Origin of the sequence: Pseudomonas sp. (genome assembly GCF_028293835.1) — a bacterium.
Lineage (GTDB): Bacteria > Pseudomonadota > Gammaproteobacteria > Pseudomonadales > Pseudomonadaceae > Aquipseudomonas.
The window spans coordinates 19,543-37,447 of record NZ_JAQGNX010000106.1; the positions used below are offsets into that span (position 1 = coordinate 19,543).

Genomic DNA, 17,905 nt, shown 5'->3' on the forward strand with positions numbered 1-17,905 from the left:
GTCGCTCCAAAGATACCTGTAGGAGCCAACTTGTTGGCGAAGCGGCCTCAACTGGGGTGTCTGGCCTCGCCTCGCCTCGCCAACAAGTTGGCTCCGACAGCAATCAGCAATCAGCAATCAAACGTTAGCTACTTGACCGGCGCTGGCAGCGTCACCAGCGACACGTACTCATCCCAGAATTTTTTCTGATCGATCCCGAACACTACCTTGGCTTTCTGCGTTCCCACCGGGGCGCCTTTTTTGTAGCCCAGTGCGCGACCGTAATCCGGGCCGAAATGGGTGTCGACGTCAACCCACATGTCCCTGGCGTCTGTCACCATTTCCGGGTGCACCAAAAACAAGGCGGGCAAGCTGTCCCAGGTGAAGCTGTGGTAGGTGGGGTCTTTGGCAAAGGTAGGACCGAGGACGTTTTTATACAGATCTGGAATCACACCCTTCTTGGCCACGATACGTTTGTAGACCGAAGCGTCGAAGGTGACTTTCTCGCACACATCGTTGGGAAATATCACGTGTTCGATAGGCTGGCGCAGGACGATTCTTGCGGCTTCCGGGTCGAACCACCAGTTGAATTCCGCAGCCGGGGTGGTATTGCCGGGGATCTCAATGGCGCCGCCCATGTACACGATGCGTTTGATCAGCGGCACGATTTCCGGCGCGGTTCGAATAGCCAGCGCAATATTGGTCAGCGGACCGACTGCGAGCAGGGTAACTTCATGGGGGTTGCGTTTCACGCTGTCGATGATGAACTGCGCGGCGGACTCTGAGCGTATCTGGGTATGAGTCGCCAAGCCATCGGGCGGCGCAACCAACTGACTTGCCGAGGTCGGCCGAGGGTTCTTGAAAGCGCCGGGCCAGCCCGAGCCGAACAGCGCTTTCTCCTGCTCATAGGTGGCGTAATCGTGGACCAGCGGATACGCCGCGCCGGAGTACACCCCTACCTGCTTTTCCACACCCATTCGCTCTACGGCTTTGAGCGCGTCAATCTGTTCCTGGTCGACCCAGGCATTGCCGCTGACCAAGGTCATTCCCAGCAATTCGATGCGCTGCTGCGCGTGCAGTTGGGCCAGCATAATGAAGGCCTGACCGTCATCGTTAAGAACGTTGAAGTCGGTGTCGAAGATGACCTTTTCCGCGGCCTGAAGCGAGCCGGCCGAGAGCCCGACCGCCAATGCCAGGGCGCAGCCTTTGAAAAATCCGTGCATGGTTTGTTTACCTTGTTAGTGCATGGCTGGACGTTGGCACGCCGGACAATTCATCGGCGGCGTGCCACTCAAACACACGGCGTTAGCGGTTGACCAGTTTTGCCGGCAGGGCGACCACCAACAGGCTGCTGAGGATCAGGCAACCGGCGAAGAACCACATCGCGCCGGCGCTGCTGCCGGTCACGTCGATAGCAATGCCCATCAACGAGTTACTGACCAACCCGGCGATGTTCGCCAGCGAGCAGGCCAGGGCGAAACCGGTGGCGGCCGCCCGGCCTTTGAGGAAGGTCGCCGGCAGGCTGAAGAACACCGGCACGGCACCAATAATTGCGGCGGAAGCGATGGCAAACAGTGCCACCGTCGCGATCAGGTTATGGGTGAACAACGTGCTGCAGGCCATGGCTGCCGAACCAATCAGAAACGGCACAATGATGTGCCAGCGGCGTTCACGGTGACGGTCAGAGCTGGCACCGATCAGTAGCATGCCGAGGAGTGCGGCAATACTCGGCAGTGCGGTCAACATGCCGATGTGAAAGGTGTCGACGACCCCGGCATTGCGAATGAACGTCGGCATCCAGAAACCCATGGCGTACGCGCTGAGCAGGATTGAGAAATCGATACCGCCCAGCATCCAGACCTTGAGGTTGAAAAAGCCGTCACGAAAGCTGTGCTTGCTGTCTTTGCCATCCGCTTCGTCCAGGCGCAACTCGCCTTCCAGCAACCTTTTTTCGCTGTCGTCCAGCCATTTGGCCTCGGTGGGGTTGTTGGGCAAAGCCCAGAACGTCAATATCCCGAGCAGCACGCTTGGCACCCCTTCGATCAGGAACAACCACTGCCAGCCGCGCAGATTGGCGGCATGGTCGAAGTTACCCATGATCCAGCCTGATAGCGGGCCGCCGATGACGCTGGAGAGCGGCAGGCCGATCATGAACAGCGCGATGATTCGGCCACGGCGGTAGGTCGGAAACCATGTGGTCAGGTAGAACAGCACGCCCGGCAGGAAGCCCGCTTCGGCCGCACCGAGCAGGAAACGCAGGATGTAAAACTGGGTTGAGCTGGTGACCAGCATGGTGCAGGCCGAGAGCAGACCCCAGGTAATCATGATCCGTGCGATCCAGATCTTCGCCCCGACCTTCTCCAGCACCAGGTTACTCGGCACTTCGAAAAGGATGTAGCCAACGAAAAACAGACCGGCGCCCAGACCGAATGCGGTTTCGCTGAGGTGCAGTTGGTCGAGCATTTGCAGCTTGGCGAAACCGATGTTGATCCGGTCCAGGTAGGCGGCCAGATAACAGAAGCACAGGAACGGAATCAGCTTCCAGGTAATTTTACGGTACAGCGCTTGGATCGGGTCCGCGACGGTCGTCGCAGTGGGTGCATTCGCAATGGGCATCGGTGTCTCCTGGCGGTGACTTATGGTTGTTGTAGTGCCGCACATTCGGTCTTTGGCAGCACCGAACGGGCGACTTCCAAAGGCAGTGTCAGAAGAGTTGCAGTAGCGCGATCTGTGTCGCTTATTTTGTAAAATTACAATTCTGGGCTGGCGGAGATCCCGGTGGGAGCGAACCTGTTCGCGAAGCAGGCAACGCGGTTCGCCTGATTCACCGAGCCGCGTCCTTCGTGAACACGTTCCTTCCCGGCGGATCTCCGTCAAATCGGCTTAGTCAGCCTTTCTCAAACGCCGTCATTGCTTCCTGCTTACTCACCACGTCCCCATATTTACTGTCGATGTCGAACAGGTTGGCTTCGTGGGGCGCGGGGTGGCGATCGCCGACGCATTCGCGCACGACGATGGTCCGAAATCCGTGCTGCACCGCATCTACCGCTGTCGCGCGGATGCAGCCGCTGGTGGAACAACCGGCCAGCACCACGGTGTCGATCCCTTGTGCGTGCAACATCGACGCAAGGCTGGTGCCGAAAAACGAGCTGGCATATTGCTTACTGATGACCACTTCGTCAGCGTTGGGCAGCACTTGCTCGCAGAACGCCGCCAGTGGATTGCCTTCCACCATGTCTTTCATCACCGGGGCTTTTTTTACCCACATGCCGCCGTCGGCAAAATGCCCGGGATGGTAGCGAATGTTGGTATGCACCACCGGGATCTGGTGCTGCCGTGCGCAGGCCAGCAATTCGACGCTTTGCGCCACGGCGGTGACCACTCCCGGCGCAAATAACGGCGCGCCTTCAAGGATATAGCCTTGCATGAAGTCGATCATCAACAACGCGGGTTTGTTGCCAAAGCCGATACGCTGGCCCCACACGCCTTGGTAGTTGGCGTCAGCTGTTTGTTCTTCGCTCATGATTTTATCCTTCTGTCAGCTAAGGGATGTGCCAAGAAAATCACCGAAGGCGGCAAAGAAACCCTCAAGGTCATCCCACGGAATCATGTGTCCGGCGTTCGCCACGTGGGCGATTTGAATGGCTGGCTGAAGCTGGCGAATTTCGGCTTCGTCGTCGGCCTGGATAACCCCGCCACGACCCGCGACCATCAACAATGCCGGAACCGGTAGTCGTGGCAGATCCTGATGGAAATCGACCTGATGAAAGTCATCGAATGCGCGAACAATCGCCGGTTCGTAGCAGGTGTGCAGCCATTCGGCGCGGACCTGCAATTGGGCATCGGTCCATGTCGGGCAGAAGGCACGCATGGCCTCGGCGTCCATCCCGCTCAACGATTGGCGGATCGAATCCACGTACCACGGCAGCTTGCTCGGGTACTCGCGACGACCGGGGCCGGACACGGGGGGATCAATCAGCACCAGGCTTTTCAATCCATGGGGATGACGCACCGCACTGCGCGCGGCAAACCTGGCGCCCATGGAATGCCCCAGCAGATGATAAGCATCAATGGCCATCACCTCGGCAAACGCCGCGATATCATCGGCACAAGCGTCAGTGCCGTAGTCCAGTTCCGGACCGGCAGACGACAGGCCGCGTCCACGAGCGTCGAGTACGTAGGTGTCGAAGTGTTGGCCTAGGCGTTCAGCGACGAAACCCCACGTTATGGCCGGGCTGGTGATGCCCGGAATCAACACAATGGCCGGTCTGCTCGCGGTGCCTTGGCCGCCATAACGCAGGTAATGCTGACGAATGCCGTTGGCCTGGACGTTGCCGCCGTGGATAAAGGTACTCACGCCGCCACCCCGGATTTCAATACTTGCCCATACAGGTCATAACCGTAGACCCAGGCGGGATCTTCCTGGGTGCGCAGCCAGGTGTTGGCGTTGGATACCGCCTGCACGCGGGAGGCGCGGTCCTTGCGGTTGGCTTCGTATAGCTCGAAGGCGGTGCGGTAGTCGGTGAGGCCGGTTTCCGCCAGGCAGCGGGTCAACATCGCCGCGTCTTCGATGGCCATGCCTGCGCCTTGGGCCATGTGGGGTTTCATCGGATGGCAGGCGTCGCCGAGCAACACCAGGCGACCACGGCTCCACAGCGGCAATGGATTGCGGTTGAGCAGCGGCCATTTGGTCACTGTCTCAGTGGACTCGATCAGCGCTTGAACGGTGGGGTGATAGCCCGCAAACGCTTCGCGCATTTCATCGCGGCTGCTGTCGACCCAATTACCGGCGAAATCCCACGCCGCGTGGGGCACTCCGGTGACGTAGTAGTACTCATCACGTTTGCCAGTGGTGTGGTAGACCATCATGTGGCGGTCGTCGCTCCACCACTTCACGCAGTTTTCGAAGTCCAGCTTGTATTTGGTCAGCACCTCGCTTGGGATCAATGCGCGGTGGGCGACCCAACCGCTGTACAACGGTTTTTCCTGGCCCAGCAGTTCTTCGCGAATCCGCGAGTTGATGCCGTCCGCGCCGATCACGATATCGGCCTCGGCAGTGGTGCCATCGCTGAAGTTCAGGCGTACCCCGTCAGCGGTTTCCTCGAGGGTGGTCAGGCATTTGCTGAAATGCACGGTTCCGGGGGCGATGGTCGACATTTGCAATGCGTGCAAATCGCCGCGGTGCACGGTGATGTAGGCGGCGCCGTATTCCTTGCGAGCGAATTCGCCCAAGGCGATACGTGACAGATAGTCACCGCTGGCGCCGTCGCGGCTGAACCAGAAGTCCGGGTGTGAACCCATGTCGCTGAGTTGCTGCTCGATGCCCATGCGCCGGAAAATTTTCATGATGTTGGGTCCCATGTGGATACCCGCACCAATGCGGGAAAACGCTGGGGCCTGCTCATAGACATCGACTTGAAAGCCAGCTTGCTGCAACAACGTGGCAGCAGCGGCGCCGCCCAGGCCGGCACCGACGATTGCGATTTTTTGTGTGCGTCCCATGGGAGTTCCTTAAGTGCAGTGCGTGATCGGCGAGACAAGGCGGTCGTCTCGTTGCGTATTTGAAGTGTATACGCTCTTATTTTAAAAAGTGAATAGCTTGTTTAGAAAATAAATTATTAGCGATAAAAGGTCTGTGTTACCGCTAGTAACCTTATTTTATTGGGCGTGTGTGCTGATGTAACGAACTGGCGCGGCTATTGCAGATCGCATCAATTTAATGTTTTATTGTCGTTAAATGGCGTACACGCTACAAAATTGCACTAATGTGAAGCGCGATGCCTTTTTTCAGTGCAGTGATGAGGAGAGATGAGATGCCGGTGAGTGATTGCGAACTGACTCAGATGTTTGAGCACGTGTTGACGCTGTCGAAGGTCGACGCGACCCAGAGCGTTGCGGTGCTGAAAAGCCACTATTCTGACCCGCGTACCGTGCGTGCGGCGATGGACGCTGCCCAGCGTTTGGGGGCCAAGGTCTATGCGGTAGAACTACCTTCGTTCAACCACCCCAAAGCCATGGGCAACGACATGACCGCCTACTGCGGCGACACTGCGCTGACTGGCAACATCGCCGCGCAACGGGCGCTGGAAGCAGCGGACCTGGTGATCGACACCATGATGTTGCTGCACTCGCCGGAGCAGGAGCAGATTCTCAAGACGGGGACACGGATTTTATTGGCGGTCGAACCGCCGGAAGTGTTGGCGCGGATGCTGCCAACGCTGGCTGATAAAGAGCGGGTACTGGCCGCCGACGCCGTTCTGAAACAAGCGCGCTCGATTCAGGTGAAGTCCAAGGCGGGTAGCGATTTCCGGGCGTTGCTTGGGCAGTATCCGTCCGTCACTGAGTACGGCTTCGCCGACGAGCCGGGGCGTTGGGATCATTGGCCTAGCGGCTTTCTGTTCTCGTGGCCCAACGAAGAAACGGCCGAAGGCGTGCTGGTGATCGACATCGGCGACATTGTTTTGCCGTTCAAAACCTACTCGCGAGAGCAGATTACCCTGGAGATAGAAAAAGGCTTTATCACCTCGATCCACGGCGGCTTTGAGGCTGAATACCTGCGCGATTACATGAAGTACTTCAACGACCCTGAGGTGTACGGTATCTCGCACATAGGCTGGGGTTTACAGCCACGTGCCCAGTGGACTGCCATGGGTTTGCACGATAAAAACGACGGGATGTGCATGGATGCGCGGGCGTTCTATGGCAACTTCCTGTTTTCCACTGGGCCGAATACCGAAGTGGGTGGTACCCGAAAAACCCCATGCCACCTTGATATACCGCTGCGCCGTTGTGACATTTATCTGGATGAAAAAGCCGTGGTGATGGGCGGGGAGGTTGTGTCGCCTGAGGGTTCTATCGCGCGCTGATATTTTACGGCCGGATTTTGATGTGGCGCTGGGTTTTTGGTACACACCAAACCCAACGCCAATCAATCATCAATCATCAATCATCAATCATCTTACGCAACAAAAACAACACAGCCACCCGTTCTCCCGGGTTCAGATTGCTCATCGTCATCTCACTGATCTGCGCCGCATGGGGCACGGTGGCTTGCACCAATTGCGTTCCAGCCTCTGACAGCCCAACGATGACTTTACGGCGGTCTTCCGGGTCCGGTTCCAGGGTAATCAAATCCCGGGCCTTGAGGCGTTCGACAATCCCACGAATGGTCGCCTGGTCCACCGCAGTAGCTTTCACCAATTCCGTCAACGAACTCGGTCCGCCATCACGCACGGCACACAAGGTCACGAACTGCACAGAGGTCAGCTGCGAATCGCCGACATTCTGCTGAAAAATCGCCAAGTGCCGTTGGTACGCCTTGCGCAGCAAATGACCAACTTGTTCGGAGAAGGTATAGGGGTCGGTGGTATCGGACACGGTGGGCTCAAGCAGGCAGAAAAAAGTGACCCGTAGATTAGCAAATTCACTCGTTATTTATTGCCCCGCACCCTCGGACAGCGAATTTATTTCATGAGGTTTTTTACTCTAACGCCCTGTTTTCGCCCCTGGCACGCTTCCTGCTCTCATTTGATGAAGTATCCACTTCATCAAATCGAGCGCCCTGAATTGGTCGTGCGGTAACACTTGGAGCCCTACATGAGTGAGCACGCCACCCTGCGCGAGGCCACTATGACCTTGCGCGTCAACGGCCAGACCGCTTTGGTCACGGCCATGGCCGACACACCGTTGTTGTTGGTGCTGAGAAATGACCTGCACCTCAATGGACCGAAATATGGCTGCGGGTTAGGCGAATGCGGGGCCTGCACAGTGATCATCGACGGGGTTGCAGCGCGTTCCTGCGTGTTTCCGCTATCGGGTGCCGAAGGGCGCGAGATCACTACCCTTGAAGGGATCGGCAGCCGCGACCTCCCGCATCCAGTGCAGCAAGCGTTCATCGACGAACAGGCCGCCCAATGCGGCTACTGCATGAACGGCATGATCATGACCGCCAAGGCATTGCTTGACCGCAACCCGCACCCCAGCGAAGTGCAGATCCGCAACGAACTGTCAGCCAACCTCTGCCGCTGTGGCACCCACATCGAAATCATGCGAGCGGTGCTGCGTGCCGCTCGACAACTGCCTTGAACGGATCGATGACCATGACTCGAATGACGCTTACCCGTGATCAACTGCTGGCCAAAACTGGCGTGTTGCTGATCGTCGATCAAATCCAGCCGCCGTCCGGCCCCGTCGCCAAAGGCGGAACGCCGGTGCTGAAGCCCAAGGAATTGGCGCTGTTTATAGCCATCAACGATGACGGCCAGGTATATGCATTCAACGGACACGTCGATTTAGGCACCGGCATTCGCACCTCTTTGGCGCAGATCGTCGCTGAAGAACTGGACCTTAATCTCGACCAGGTGAGCATGGTGCTGGGCGACACCAGCAGTGTGCCAAACCAGGGCGCTACCATTGCCAGTGCGACGATTCAGATTTCAGCCATTCCATTGCGTAATGCGGCTGCAGAAGCACGGCGCTTTCTGCTGGCCCGTGCCGCGCAACGGTTAGGCGTCGGTGTACAGACGTTACGCATGGACGCAGGTGTAGTGAAAGCCCAAGACGGTCGCCAGCTAACCTTTACCGAACTGGTGGCCGGCGAACACGATGAACTGATGATCAGCGGCGATGCACCGCTCAAGCGGCTGGAAGAATATCGACTGGTGGGTAAAGGCGCGGCGCGGGTGGACATCCCAGGCAAGGCCACCGGTGAACTGACCTATGTGCATGACATGCGCTTGCCAGACATGCTGCATGGCCGGGTGATTCGTCCGCCCTATGCCGGGTTCGACAGCGGCGACTTTGTCGGCAATAGCCTGCTGGAAGTGGACGAATCCTCTATTGCACACATTCCCGGCATCGTTCGTGTTGTGGTGATTCGTGATTTCATCGGCGTGGTCGCACTGCGCGAAGAACAAGCAGCCAAGGCCGCGTTGGCGCTTAAAGTCACGTGGAAACCATGGAATCACAAGCTGCCGGACATGAGCGATATCGCCCAGGCGATTCGCGACAACCCCAGCGTGCAACGGGTGGTCTTCGATCAGGGCAACGTTGAGCAGGCGTTGGATCAAGCCAGCGAACGCCTGACCCGCACTTATTTATGGCCGTATCAGATTCACGGCTCCATAGGGCCGTCCTGCGGCTTGGCCGATTATCAGGATGAGCAGATTCGGGTGTGGTCCGGCTCGCAAAATCCGCACCTGTTGCGTGCCGATTTAGCCTGGTTATTGGAGTGCCCGGAAGAGCGCATCGAGATTATTCGCATGGAAGCCGCCGGGTGTTATGGGCGTAATTGCGCCGACGACGTGTGTGCTGATGCGCTGCTGTTATCCAGGGCGGTGGGCTTGCCGGTGCGGGTGCAACTGACCCGTGAACAGGAACACGCCTGGGAACCCAAAGGCACCGCGCAATTAATGGAAGTCGACGGCGGCATTAATGCTGACGGCAGCGTGGCCGGTTACGATTTCCAGACCAGCTATCCGTCCAACGGTGCGCCGACCCTGGCGTTGCTGTTGACCGGACGCGTCGAGCCGGTGGCGGCGATGTTCGAAATGGGTGATCGCACCTCGATTCCGCCTTACGATTTTGCCCACATGCGCGTGACCATCAACGACATGGCACCTATTGTTCGGGCGTCGTGGATGCGCGGCGTGTCGGCGCTGCCGAACACCTTTGCCCACGAGTCGTACATTGATGAGCTGGCCTTCGCTGCCGGAGTCGATCCCATCGAGTATCGCCTGCGTTACCTGCATGACGAACGCGCCTCCGAGTTGGTGAGAGCCACTGCCGCCCGAGCCGAATGGACGCCGCGCACACAGCCGATGCAGATCCCTGAAGAAAGCAATATTTTGCGCGGCCGGGGCTTTGCCTACGCGCGTTATATCCATAGCAAATTCCCCGGCTTCGGCGCGGCATGGGCTGCTTGGGTCGCAGACGTGGCGGTGGATAAAGTCAGCGGCGAAGTGTCGGTGACGCGAGTGGTCATTGGTCACGACGCGGGCATGATGATCAACCCGGCCGGGGTTCAGCATCAAATTCACGGCAATGTGATTCAGTCCACCAGCCGGGTGCTCAAAGAACGCGTGACCTTCGAACAGTCCACGGTATCGAGCAAAGAGTGGGGCGGGTATCCGATTCTGACCTTTCCCCAGGTGCCGGAAATCGATGTACTGATGATGCCACGTCAAAACGAACCGCCCATGGGCGCGGGTGAATCGGCTGCGGTACCCAGCGCGGCGGCGATTGCCAACGCTATTTACGACGCCACCGGAATTCGGTTTCGGGAACTGCCGATTACCGCCGAGCGGGTGCTGGCTGCTTTAAAGGGCTCGGCGGAAGCGGCCAACGGCGCGCCGCCGAATTCGCCCAAGGCCAAACGCTCGAAATGGTTGTTTGGCTCACTGTTTGCTGCGTTCGGTGCGATTCTTGGGGTGGCCGCGACCGCGTTGCCTTGGCGTGCTGAAATCGCACCAATTGCGCCACCGGCCGCAGGCACCTGGTCGGCGTCGACCCTGGAGCGAGGGCGTTTGTTGGCAGCGGTCGGCGACTGCGCGGTATGCCACACGACACCTGGCGGCGTGACCAATGCCGGTGGACTGGCCATGCAAACGCCATTTGGCACGCTGTACAGCAGCAACATCACTCCCGACCCTGCAACCGGAATCGGCAATTGGTCATACCCGGCCTTCGAACGCGCCATGCGCGAGGGCATCAGCCGCGACGGAAAGAACCTTTATCCGGCGTTTCCCTACACCGCGTTCAGAAATATCAATGACGCCGACATGCAGGCGCTGTACGCCTATTTGATGTCGCAGTCCCCCATCAGCCGGCCGGCCAAAGCCAACGACATGCGGTTTCCGTTCAGCATGCGGCCGTTAATGGCCGGTTGGAACGCGATGTTTCTGCGCAAGGGCCAAATTCAGCCGCAAGCCCAACGCAGCGAGCAATGGAACCGCGGCGCGTACCTGGTCAACGGTCTCGGTCACTGCGCTGCCTGCCATTCGCCGCGTAACCTGATGGGCGCAGAGAAGGGCGGTACGTCGTTTCTGGCAGGCGGAACGGTGGACGGTTGGGAGGCGCCAGCCCTTAATGGCGTGTCAAAATCGCCAACGCCATGGACTGAAGATCAGTTGTTCAATTACCTGAGCAGTGGCTATTCCGACGCCCATGGCGTGGCGGCTGGGCCCATGGGGCCGGTGGTCAGCGAATTGGCGAAATTGCCTAAGGCTGATGTCAGAGCCATGGCCGTATATTTGGCCTCGCTGGACGGCACCGCTCAGGCGCAAACGGCGGCGGTTGCGGAGGTGGTAGCGCAACCCAGCGTCACAGCGGTGTCGTTGAGCAATGGCCGACGGGTGTTCGAAGGTTCATGCCAAGGCTGTCACGCCGATGGGCTGGGCCCCAAATTGTTTGGTGTCAGCCCGTCGCTGGCGACCAATACCAATGTGCACAGCGCGCTGCCGGATAATCTACTCAAAGTGATTCTGCAAGGCATCGCGACCCCGGCAACGCCGGATTTGGGCTATATGCCGGCCTTTAAAGACAGTCTGTCCAATCTCCAAATCGCTGAACTTGCGGCTTACCTGCGCAACCGGTTTGCCCCGGCAGAGCCAGCATGGCAAGGGCTGCCACAAAGCGTCGCGCATCTGAGGGCCAATCCAGGAAGTCATTAACGCAATATCTGTAATTGGAGCCAGGTTAGTGGCGAGAGGCTTAACGCGGTCCGCAGGACACAACGTCTCGCCAACGAGTTGGCTCCTACAGATCCCAGCGCCAGCATCACAGCTCGGGTGCTGTTATCGACACACCCCTGATCACCAGGTCGCTGATAAACGCCAGCCAATCTTGCCGTGGGCGTTTTTGCGCGAGGTCTTCCCCAAGAAAGGAGGAGAGGGTGTGTACGTTGGAATTATAGAAATAGCACAGTGACGCGATCATCAAGTACGCGTGTTTGATGTCGATATCAGGACGGAACAGCCCTTGTTGTTGTCCCGCTTCGATGATCGGCCTCAGCACACCCACCGCCTCGCCGGACAAGCGTTGCAGCTCGCTCGACTGCTTGGCGTGCTTGCCCTTGTGCAGATTTTCAATTGTGAGGATGGCGACGAACTCAGGGTTGTCCACATAGTAATGCCAAACGAACTCAACCAACTCGCGCAGGGTTTGCACGGGGGTAGACGGGTCCAGGCGCAGCAGACTTTCGGCGTGGTTGAACCGTTCGTAGGTGTGTTCCAGCACCCGAATGAACAATTTCTCTTTACTGGCGAAGTAGTAATAAATCATCCGGTCATTGGAGCCGGCTTCGCTGGAGATCTGTTCGATTCGGCCACCAGAATAACCGTCCCGGGTGAATACCTTGACCGCTGCTTCCAGGATGCGCGCTTTGGTCTGGTCCGCCTGCTGAGCCCTGATGCCTGTTTTTTTGTTCACGCGGTCGTCTCGACAGTTAAAGGATGCGGTACAGCAGACGTTCGATGCGCACACGGCTGACCCGACGCAGGAACGTACGCACTGCAATAGGGTATTCGCTGAGGGTGTCCAGTTCGTCGTACTTGCCGACGCGAAATGTATTGCGCATTAACTGAGCCAATTCAGCTGCACGCGGCTCGGTCCATTCGGCCTTGGGGTCATCTATCAACAGGGCGTTTTCCAAGTCCAGTTGAAAAGCGCGGGGATTGAGGTTGTTGCCGGTCAACAACGTATAACGATCGTCGGACCATAGACCCTTCAGGTGAAACGTATTGTCACCGTCTTTCCACAAATGCAGGTTTAACTGGTGCCTGGCAATGGATTGCTGATGCTTGCGGGCGAATTTCCGCAGGCTGATTTCATACAAGTACGGCAGGGCGGCGATGACCTTGAACGGTTCATCGGGCGGGATGAAAAAATCATTGGCGGTCTTGTCGCCGATAATGATGTCGATCTTCACTCCACGCTTGAGGGCGCGGTTGAGTTCCCGAGTAACCACCACGGGCAGGTTGAAATACGGCGTGCACAGGGTCAACTGGGTTTGGCTGGCAGCAATCAGCTCACAAATCGTGCGGCTGAGGGGGTTTTTGTTACCCACGCCCAATAACGGAATGATGCGCAAACCACTGGCGTTGTCGGTGCCGTCACGGGTGTCATACGATGCACGTTTAAGGTCACTGCGAAACGCCCTGATTTCACCGCGCAGGCTTCGCGACGTAGGCGGCGAGGGCAAGTCAAGACGATGCACGGCTTTAGAGGTCAGCACGTCCGTCTGCACCATGTGCTGCATCGAGTCGGCCAGCGCCTTGTTTTGTAACAGGTGATATCGATCCAGACGGTACTTATCAAATTTATGCAGGTAAACGTTGTTGATGCTGGCGCCGCTGTAAATGACACAATCGTCGATCACGATGCCCTTGAGGTGCAAAACGCCAAATAGCTCACGAGTCTGCACTGGCACGCCATAAATCGGCACTTCGACATCGTGCTCAAGGTTTTGCGCTTGGTACCATGTCGAGTTGCCGGGCTGCTTGCCTGCACCGATCAAACCACGCTGCGCCCGGAACCAATCCACCAACACCACTACATCCAATGCTGGGCGCGACGCTTTAGCCGCGTATAAGGCGTCAAGAATTTCCTGACCGGCTTCGTCCTGCTGCAAGTACAACGCAACCACGTAGATCCGCTGGGTGGCCGACGCAATCTTTTCCAACAGGCAGCGGCGATAGTCGATGGCACTGGGCAAAAGCGTCATGGCGTCGGCTGACGAGGGAAAACCACGAAGGGCAGGAAGAATGGAGCGTCTGAAAGTGGAGCGCATAAGCCTCTCGTAGCAATAATCGGACAGTTCAGGAGCTTACACCAGAGCGCCGGGTTACGTGGATGTCCACGATAAGGCAATGTTTTAGCTTCCAGGCGTCAATATCGTCGGCGCAGAATGTGCCTCAGCTACGCTGTTGAACATCTACGAGTCTGTTGTTGTTTATTTTTTTGAAGGCACTGCCTTTTATAGACTCGGCTCACAGGCTGTAAGTGTCATTGAAGTAATGTTGGTGTACGCTCGATACGTCTAAAACAAGGGTGGAAGTTGTTGAATTCCCAAAATGACGACAGCAGAGTAGATCTTGCACAGCCGACTAAAAGAGCGCCAGTTTTATGGCTGGCAGTCATTGCGATTTTTTTCGTTTGTGTATCGATTGTGACGTTTAACGTCTGGCAATTGGAACACGCCAAAGAGCATGAACTGCACCAGGCTGAGATCTCGACCTCTAACCTGTCGAAGTCTTTGGCGCAGCAAGCCGAAGATACGTTTGATGAAGCCGATGTCATTCTTGTGGATCTGGTTGAACGGATACAACACGATGGCCGAGGACCGGCTCAGGTTGATCGCCTGGAAAGTCTGTTAGCCCAGCATGTGCTGGAGACCCACCAGCTGCAGGGCGTGTTTTTTTATGACCGCACGGGCAGTTGGATTGTCAGTTCGTTCGGCATCAAGCCACCCAACGCTAATAACGCCGACCGCGAATATTTCCAATACCACGAGCAAAACGTCAATCTGGGTCCGCATATAGGCAAAGCAGTACGCAGCCGAACGACCAATGCCTGGATTATTCCCATCTCCCGGCGGGTGAATGATGCTCAGGGCAATTTCGACGGCGTGGTGTTGGCCACGGTGAGCATGACGTATTTCGACCAGTTTTTTGACAGCTTTAACATGGATGACAAGGGTGCAATCTTTCTCGCAATGACCGATGGCACGGTCTTGGCACGTCGGCCATTCACCGATGATGTTATTGGAAAGTCACTGGTCAAAGGCGCAGTGTTTACCGAATACTTACCCAAGGCTATGTCTGGCACGGCGATGGTGACGTCAATCATTGACCATGTTTCGCGACTCTATGGTTATCGCCAACTGGCAAAATATCCCCTGGTAGTCGCCGCAGCGATTTCTGAAGAGTCGCTGCTGCAAGAGTGGCGAGCCAACTCGTTTAAATCGATCATTATTCTCGTTAGCGCCGTGATTGCTAATATCCTGTTCGGCATTCTGTTGATTCAACAGATCCGATTCGGCCTAAAGGCTGAAGCCAGGATGCGCGTCGCCCAAAGCTCGTTGGAAAAACTGGCGTTGCAGGACAGCATGACCGGCCTGTCCAACCGGCGGCATTTTGAAAGGGTGTTGAATATAGAGTTTCGGCGCAGCGGACGGAACAAAACGCCGTTAAGCCTTATCATGCTCGATATCGATTTTTTCAAAAGTTTCAACGATGCCTACGGCCATTTCGCTGGGGACCAATGCATCGTGGCGGTCGCCGATGCGCTGCGTGCGTGTCTTAATCGAGCGGGCGATCTTGCGGTGAGGTACGGTGGCGAAGAAATGGCCATCTTCTTGCCGGACAATGATGACGAGGGCGCATTTGCCTTGGCTGAAAAAATACGCCTCTCGATCGTCGCCAGGCAAATACCTCACGCTGACAATCCGTTGGGCGTCGTCACGGTCAGTCTCGGTTGTTACACCTGTGTACCGGGTGAGCAGAATACCATCGAGACGTTGATACAATGCGCCGATGCGGCGTTGTATTCGGCGAAAAAGGCCGGTAGAAACATGAGCGTAACTTACAAGTAAGACGGTGCCCGATCAAGGGTACGAATCAGGAGTCTGAACCCTATGCAAAAGCCTGGCGGAAACGGACTTTCACTTACCAAGCGGCTTTTTAAATCGCGAGCGCTGGGGTCGGCCCTCGGTTTTCTGTGCATTGCTGTCGCCATGTATCCGCAGCATCCGCCTTTTTGGCTGTGGTTGCTAATGATCGTTAACGGCTTCATTTGGCCAATGATTGCGTTTCTGTGTTCGCGACGCTCACAGTCCCCATTGAAAGCTGAACAGCGCAATCTACTGCTGGACTCGTTTTTCTGCGGTTTTTGGGTGGGGGCCATGCAGTTCAATACGCTACCCAGTGCCACCACGCTGTCGATGATGGGCATGAACAATATTGCCTTGGGTGGAGTGCGTCTCCTGCTGGCCGGATGGGTCACCCAAGGGTTGGGTTTGGCCGTTTCCATGCTGCTGTTTCCCTTGGTCTTCAGGCCTGAAACCAGCAGCGTGCAAATGTATGCCTGCGTGCCGCTGTTAGCGATTTATCCGTTGATGCTGGGGTGGATCGCCTACAAACAGAATCACATGCTCAGAGGCCATAAGCGCGCCCTGTTGGCCCTCAGCAAAACCGACAGCTTGTCCGGCCTGTTGAATCACGGTGCCTGGAAGGACCATCTGGACATTGAGTTTCAGGGTTGCGCACTGGCGCAGCAGGGCGGCGCCATTGCCTTGATTGACATTGATCACTTCAAAACCATCAATGATACCTACGGTCATGTGGTCGGTGACAATGTGCTTCGACATTTAAGCAAAGTGCTCAACCAGAACCTGCGCTCGTCAGACTTGGCCGGGCGTTACGGCGGCGATGAGTTTTGTGTGATTCTACCTAACACGGCGTTGGTGACTGCGGCCGAGATCATGGACCGGCTGCGCGACACCTTCAGTGCAACCCATTACGAGCTGGAGCCACTGATGAAAGTGACGCTCAGCGTCGGCCTCGCGGCCTACAGCCCGCTGCATGTGGATGCGACGGGCTGGTTGAATGACGCCGACAGGGCCTTGTATGGTGCGAAAAGTACCGGACGCAACCGGGTCAGTTGCATCGTGGAGGGGGCTTTCCATCCTGTCGTGCGCGACCCGGCCTAGCAGTGGTTCAGTAGCCGTTTTTACGCAACAGCGTGTCGATGCTTTCCTTTGACGGGCGCCCATAGAACTTCAGCAGTTGCGCCGCGCGGTTGGTGAAAAAACCGTCGGCGCCACGCGCGCTCAGCGTTTTGTAATCTTCGGCGTCATCAACGGTATACGGGTGAATAACCAAGCCGCGGTCATGGGCCATTTTCGTCATCCACGGCTTGACCATGTCCATGTAGCTTTGGTCGCCGCCGTGCTTGAGTACAGCCGCTGGACCAATACCCGATGCACCATGATCTTTGGCCCAATCCATCCATGCGGCGAATTCCCCTTGGGACTTCACTTCGCGTCCGGCGTAGAAAGCCGCTTTGTCTTTAGCGCCGGAGGCCTCGAACTTCACGTTTGAGCTGGCTTCCATGTAGCCGTCACCGATCCACAACAACAGCACTTTAGGCACCTGCGGCATGCTTTTGTGCAACAGCTCCAGGCTAGGTTTTTCGAAGGTCTGCAACACTACCCGTCCCGGCGTGTTGGCGACATTAACCTTGCCCTTGGCCGCTGTCTTTGCCGGGTGTTGGTCGAGCCAGCCACGTTTGGCCAATACTGCCTGCAAATCGGCTTCTACCCCTGGAAATTGCGCCGGGACCTTGGTTTCGATATACAGTCCCGGCTTGTTTTCGCCCTCCTCAGCGATGTCGATGACTTCATTGAGGGTCAAAATTTTTAGCCCGACATAACTGCTGCGGGCCCGGGCGGGATAAGCCGCGTTAAACCAGGAACCAGCATCAAGGCGCTTGAGTTCTTCCAGGGTGAAACTGCTGATGGGGTCTTTGATTCGGTCTGGATAAACCTGGGCGATGTTGGTGGTACGCCCGAGGGTGTCGTCGTGCAGGGCGATCAACACGCCATCTTTGGTGCGCTGGATGTCCATTTCCAGATAGTCAGCGCCCAAGTCGCGAGCCAGCGCATACGAAGGGATCGTCTCTTCCGGCGCATCGAACGACGCACCGCGATGGCCGATGACCGCAGGCCAGGGCACGCCGATTTTTGCCGCAAGGGCCTTGCCAGGCTGCTCTGCAGCCAAAGATGTTTGGCTTAAAAGAAGGGCGCTGGCCACTAGCGTCAGGTGCCCGAGGATTTTCGGAATTCGATTGAGCATCGTTGATCTTCCTTATCAGTAATCAGACATTCGCGACTGCACTGTAGCAAGTTGCCCATGACGGATTGGCTAAGGCG

The 17,905-nt window shown here is 57.0% G+C and carries 14 protein-coding genes; 5 read left to right on the top strand and 9 right to left on the bottom strand.

Annotated elements, in window-relative coordinates; genetic code table 11:
• Positions 1 to 128 precede the first annotated feature (128 nt).
• The 5 genes from JWR17_RS15045 to JWR17_RS15065 form a co-directional block, all read right to left on the bottom strand.
• Positions 129 to 1,202 carry a nucleoside hydrolase gene (locus JWR17_RS15045; protein ID WP_299832714.1) on the bottom strand — a complete coding sequence of 358 codons (1,074 nt, stop codon included), beginning with the start codon at positions 1,200 to 1,202 and terminating at the stop codon, positions 129 to 131.
• An 82-nt stretch (positions 1,203 to 1,284) separates the two neighbouring features.
• Positions 1,285 to 2,595 carry an MFS transporter gene (locus tag JWR17_RS15050; RefSeq protein WP_299832715.1) on the bottom strand — a complete coding sequence of 437 codons (1,311 nt, stop codon included), beginning with the start codon at positions 2,593 to 2,595 and terminating at the stop codon, positions 1,285 to 1,287.
• A gap of 271 nt (positions 2,596 to 2,866) precedes the next feature.
• Positions 2,867 to 3,502, bottom strand: a complete 636-nt coding sequence (locus JWR17_RS15055; RefSeq protein ID WP_299832716.1) for an N-carbamoylsarcosine amidohydrolase — start codon at positions 3,500 to 3,502, stop codon at positions 2,867 to 2,869.
• A gap of 15 nt (positions 3,503 to 3,517) precedes the next feature.
• Positions 3,518 to 4,336 (bottom strand): alpha/beta hydrolase, encoded by an 819-nt coding sequence (locus JWR17_RS15060; protein WP_299832717.1) that lies wholly within the window; start codon positions 4,334 to 4,336, stop codon positions 3,518 to 3,520.
• Positions 4,333 to 5,481, bottom strand: coding sequence for an FAD-dependent monooxygenase (locus JWR17_RS15065; protein ID WP_299832718.1), 1,149 nt, complete (start codon positions 5,479 to 5,481; stop codon positions 4,333 to 4,335). Before JWR17_RS15065 ends, JWR17_RS15060 begins: the two co-directional genes overlap by 4 nt.
• Positions 5,482 to 5,792: 311 nt before the next feature.
• On the opposite strand from JWR17_RS15065, the gene JWR17_RS15070 reads away from it, so the two are divergent.
• Positions 5,793 to 6,845, top strand: coding sequence for a 2,5-dihydroxypyridine 5,6-dioxygenase (locus tag JWR17_RS15070; protein WP_299832719.1), 1,053 nt, complete (start codon positions 5,793 to 5,795; stop codon positions 6,843 to 6,845).
• A 76-nt stretch (positions 6,846 to 6,921) separates the two neighbouring features.
• Here the strand turns inward: JWR17_RS15070 and JWR17_RS15075 are convergent, their stop codons facing one another.
• Positions 6,922 to 7,356 carry a MarR family winged helix-turn-helix transcriptional regulator gene (locus JWR17_RS15075; RefSeq protein ID WP_299832720.1) on the bottom strand — a complete coding sequence of 145 codons (435 nt, stop codon included), beginning with the start codon at positions 7,354 to 7,356 and terminating at the stop codon, positions 6,922 to 6,924.
• A 219-nt stretch (positions 7,357 to 7,575) separates the two neighbouring features.
• Between JWR17_RS15075 and JWR17_RS15080 the strand changes: the two genes are divergently transcribed.
• Together JWR17_RS15080 and JWR17_RS15085 are read left to right on the top strand one after the other, a co-directional pair.
• Positions 7,576 to 8,064 carry a (2Fe-2S)-binding protein gene (locus JWR17_RS15080; protein WP_299832721.1) on the top strand — a complete coding sequence of 163 codons (489 nt, stop codon included), beginning with the start codon at positions 7,576 to 7,578 and terminating at the stop codon, positions 8,062 to 8,064.
• Positions 8,065 to 8,078: 14 nt separating this feature from the next.
• A complete protein-coding gene (locus JWR17_RS15085) occupies positions 8,079 to 11,648 on the top strand; it encodes a molybdopterin cofactor-binding domain-containing protein (RefSeq protein WP_299832722.1) in 3,570 nt (1,189 codons plus the stop codon).
• A 106-nt stretch (positions 11,649 to 11,754) separates the two neighbouring features.
• On the opposite strand, the gene JWR17_RS15090 is transcribed toward JWR17_RS15085, so the two are convergent.
• Together JWR17_RS15090 and pssA are read right to left on the bottom strand one after the other, a co-directional pair.
• On the bottom strand, positions 11,755 to 12,405 hold the full coding sequence (locus JWR17_RS15090; RefSeq protein ID WP_299832723.1) for a TetR family transcriptional regulator: 651 nt from the start codon (positions 12,403 to 12,405) through the stop codon (positions 11,755 to 11,757).
• A gap of 16 nt (positions 12,406 to 12,421) precedes the next feature.
• Positions 12,422 to 13,765 (bottom strand): CDP-diacylglycerol--serine O-phosphatidyltransferase, encoded by a 1,344-nt coding sequence (gene pssA / locus JWR17_RS15095; protein ID WP_299832724.1) that lies wholly within the window; start codon positions 13,763 to 13,765, stop codon positions 12,422 to 12,424.
• Between the two features lie 270 nt (positions 13,766 to 14,035).
• Here pssA and JWR17_RS15100 point away from each other — a divergent pair, with 270 nt between their 5' ends.
• Together JWR17_RS15100 and JWR17_RS15105 are read left to right on the top strand one after the other, a co-directional pair.
• Positions 14,036 to 15,568 carry a diguanylate cyclase gene (locus JWR17_RS15100; protein ID WP_299832725.1) on the top strand — a complete coding sequence of 511 codons (1,533 nt, stop codon included), beginning with the start codon at positions 14,036 to 14,038 and terminating at the stop codon, positions 15,566 to 15,568.
• A gap of 42 nt (positions 15,569 to 15,610) precedes the next feature.
• Positions 15,611 to 16,684, top strand: a complete 1,074-nt coding sequence (locus tag JWR17_RS15105) for a diguanylate cyclase (protein ID WP_299832726.1) — start codon at positions 15,611 to 15,613, stop codon at positions 16,682 to 16,684.
• A gap of 7 nt (positions 16,685 to 16,691) precedes the next feature.
• Here JWR17_RS15105 and JWR17_RS15110 read toward each other — a convergent pair whose 3' ends face one another.
• The gene (locus JWR17_RS15110; RefSeq protein WP_299832727.1) at positions 16,692 to 17,828 is read right to left on the bottom strand and encodes a glycerophosphodiester phosphodiesterase; all 1,137 of its coding nucleotides are present in this window, start codon (positions 17,826 to 17,828) and stop codon (positions 16,692 to 16,694) included.
• Positions 17,829 to 17,905 lie beyond the last annotated feature (77 nt).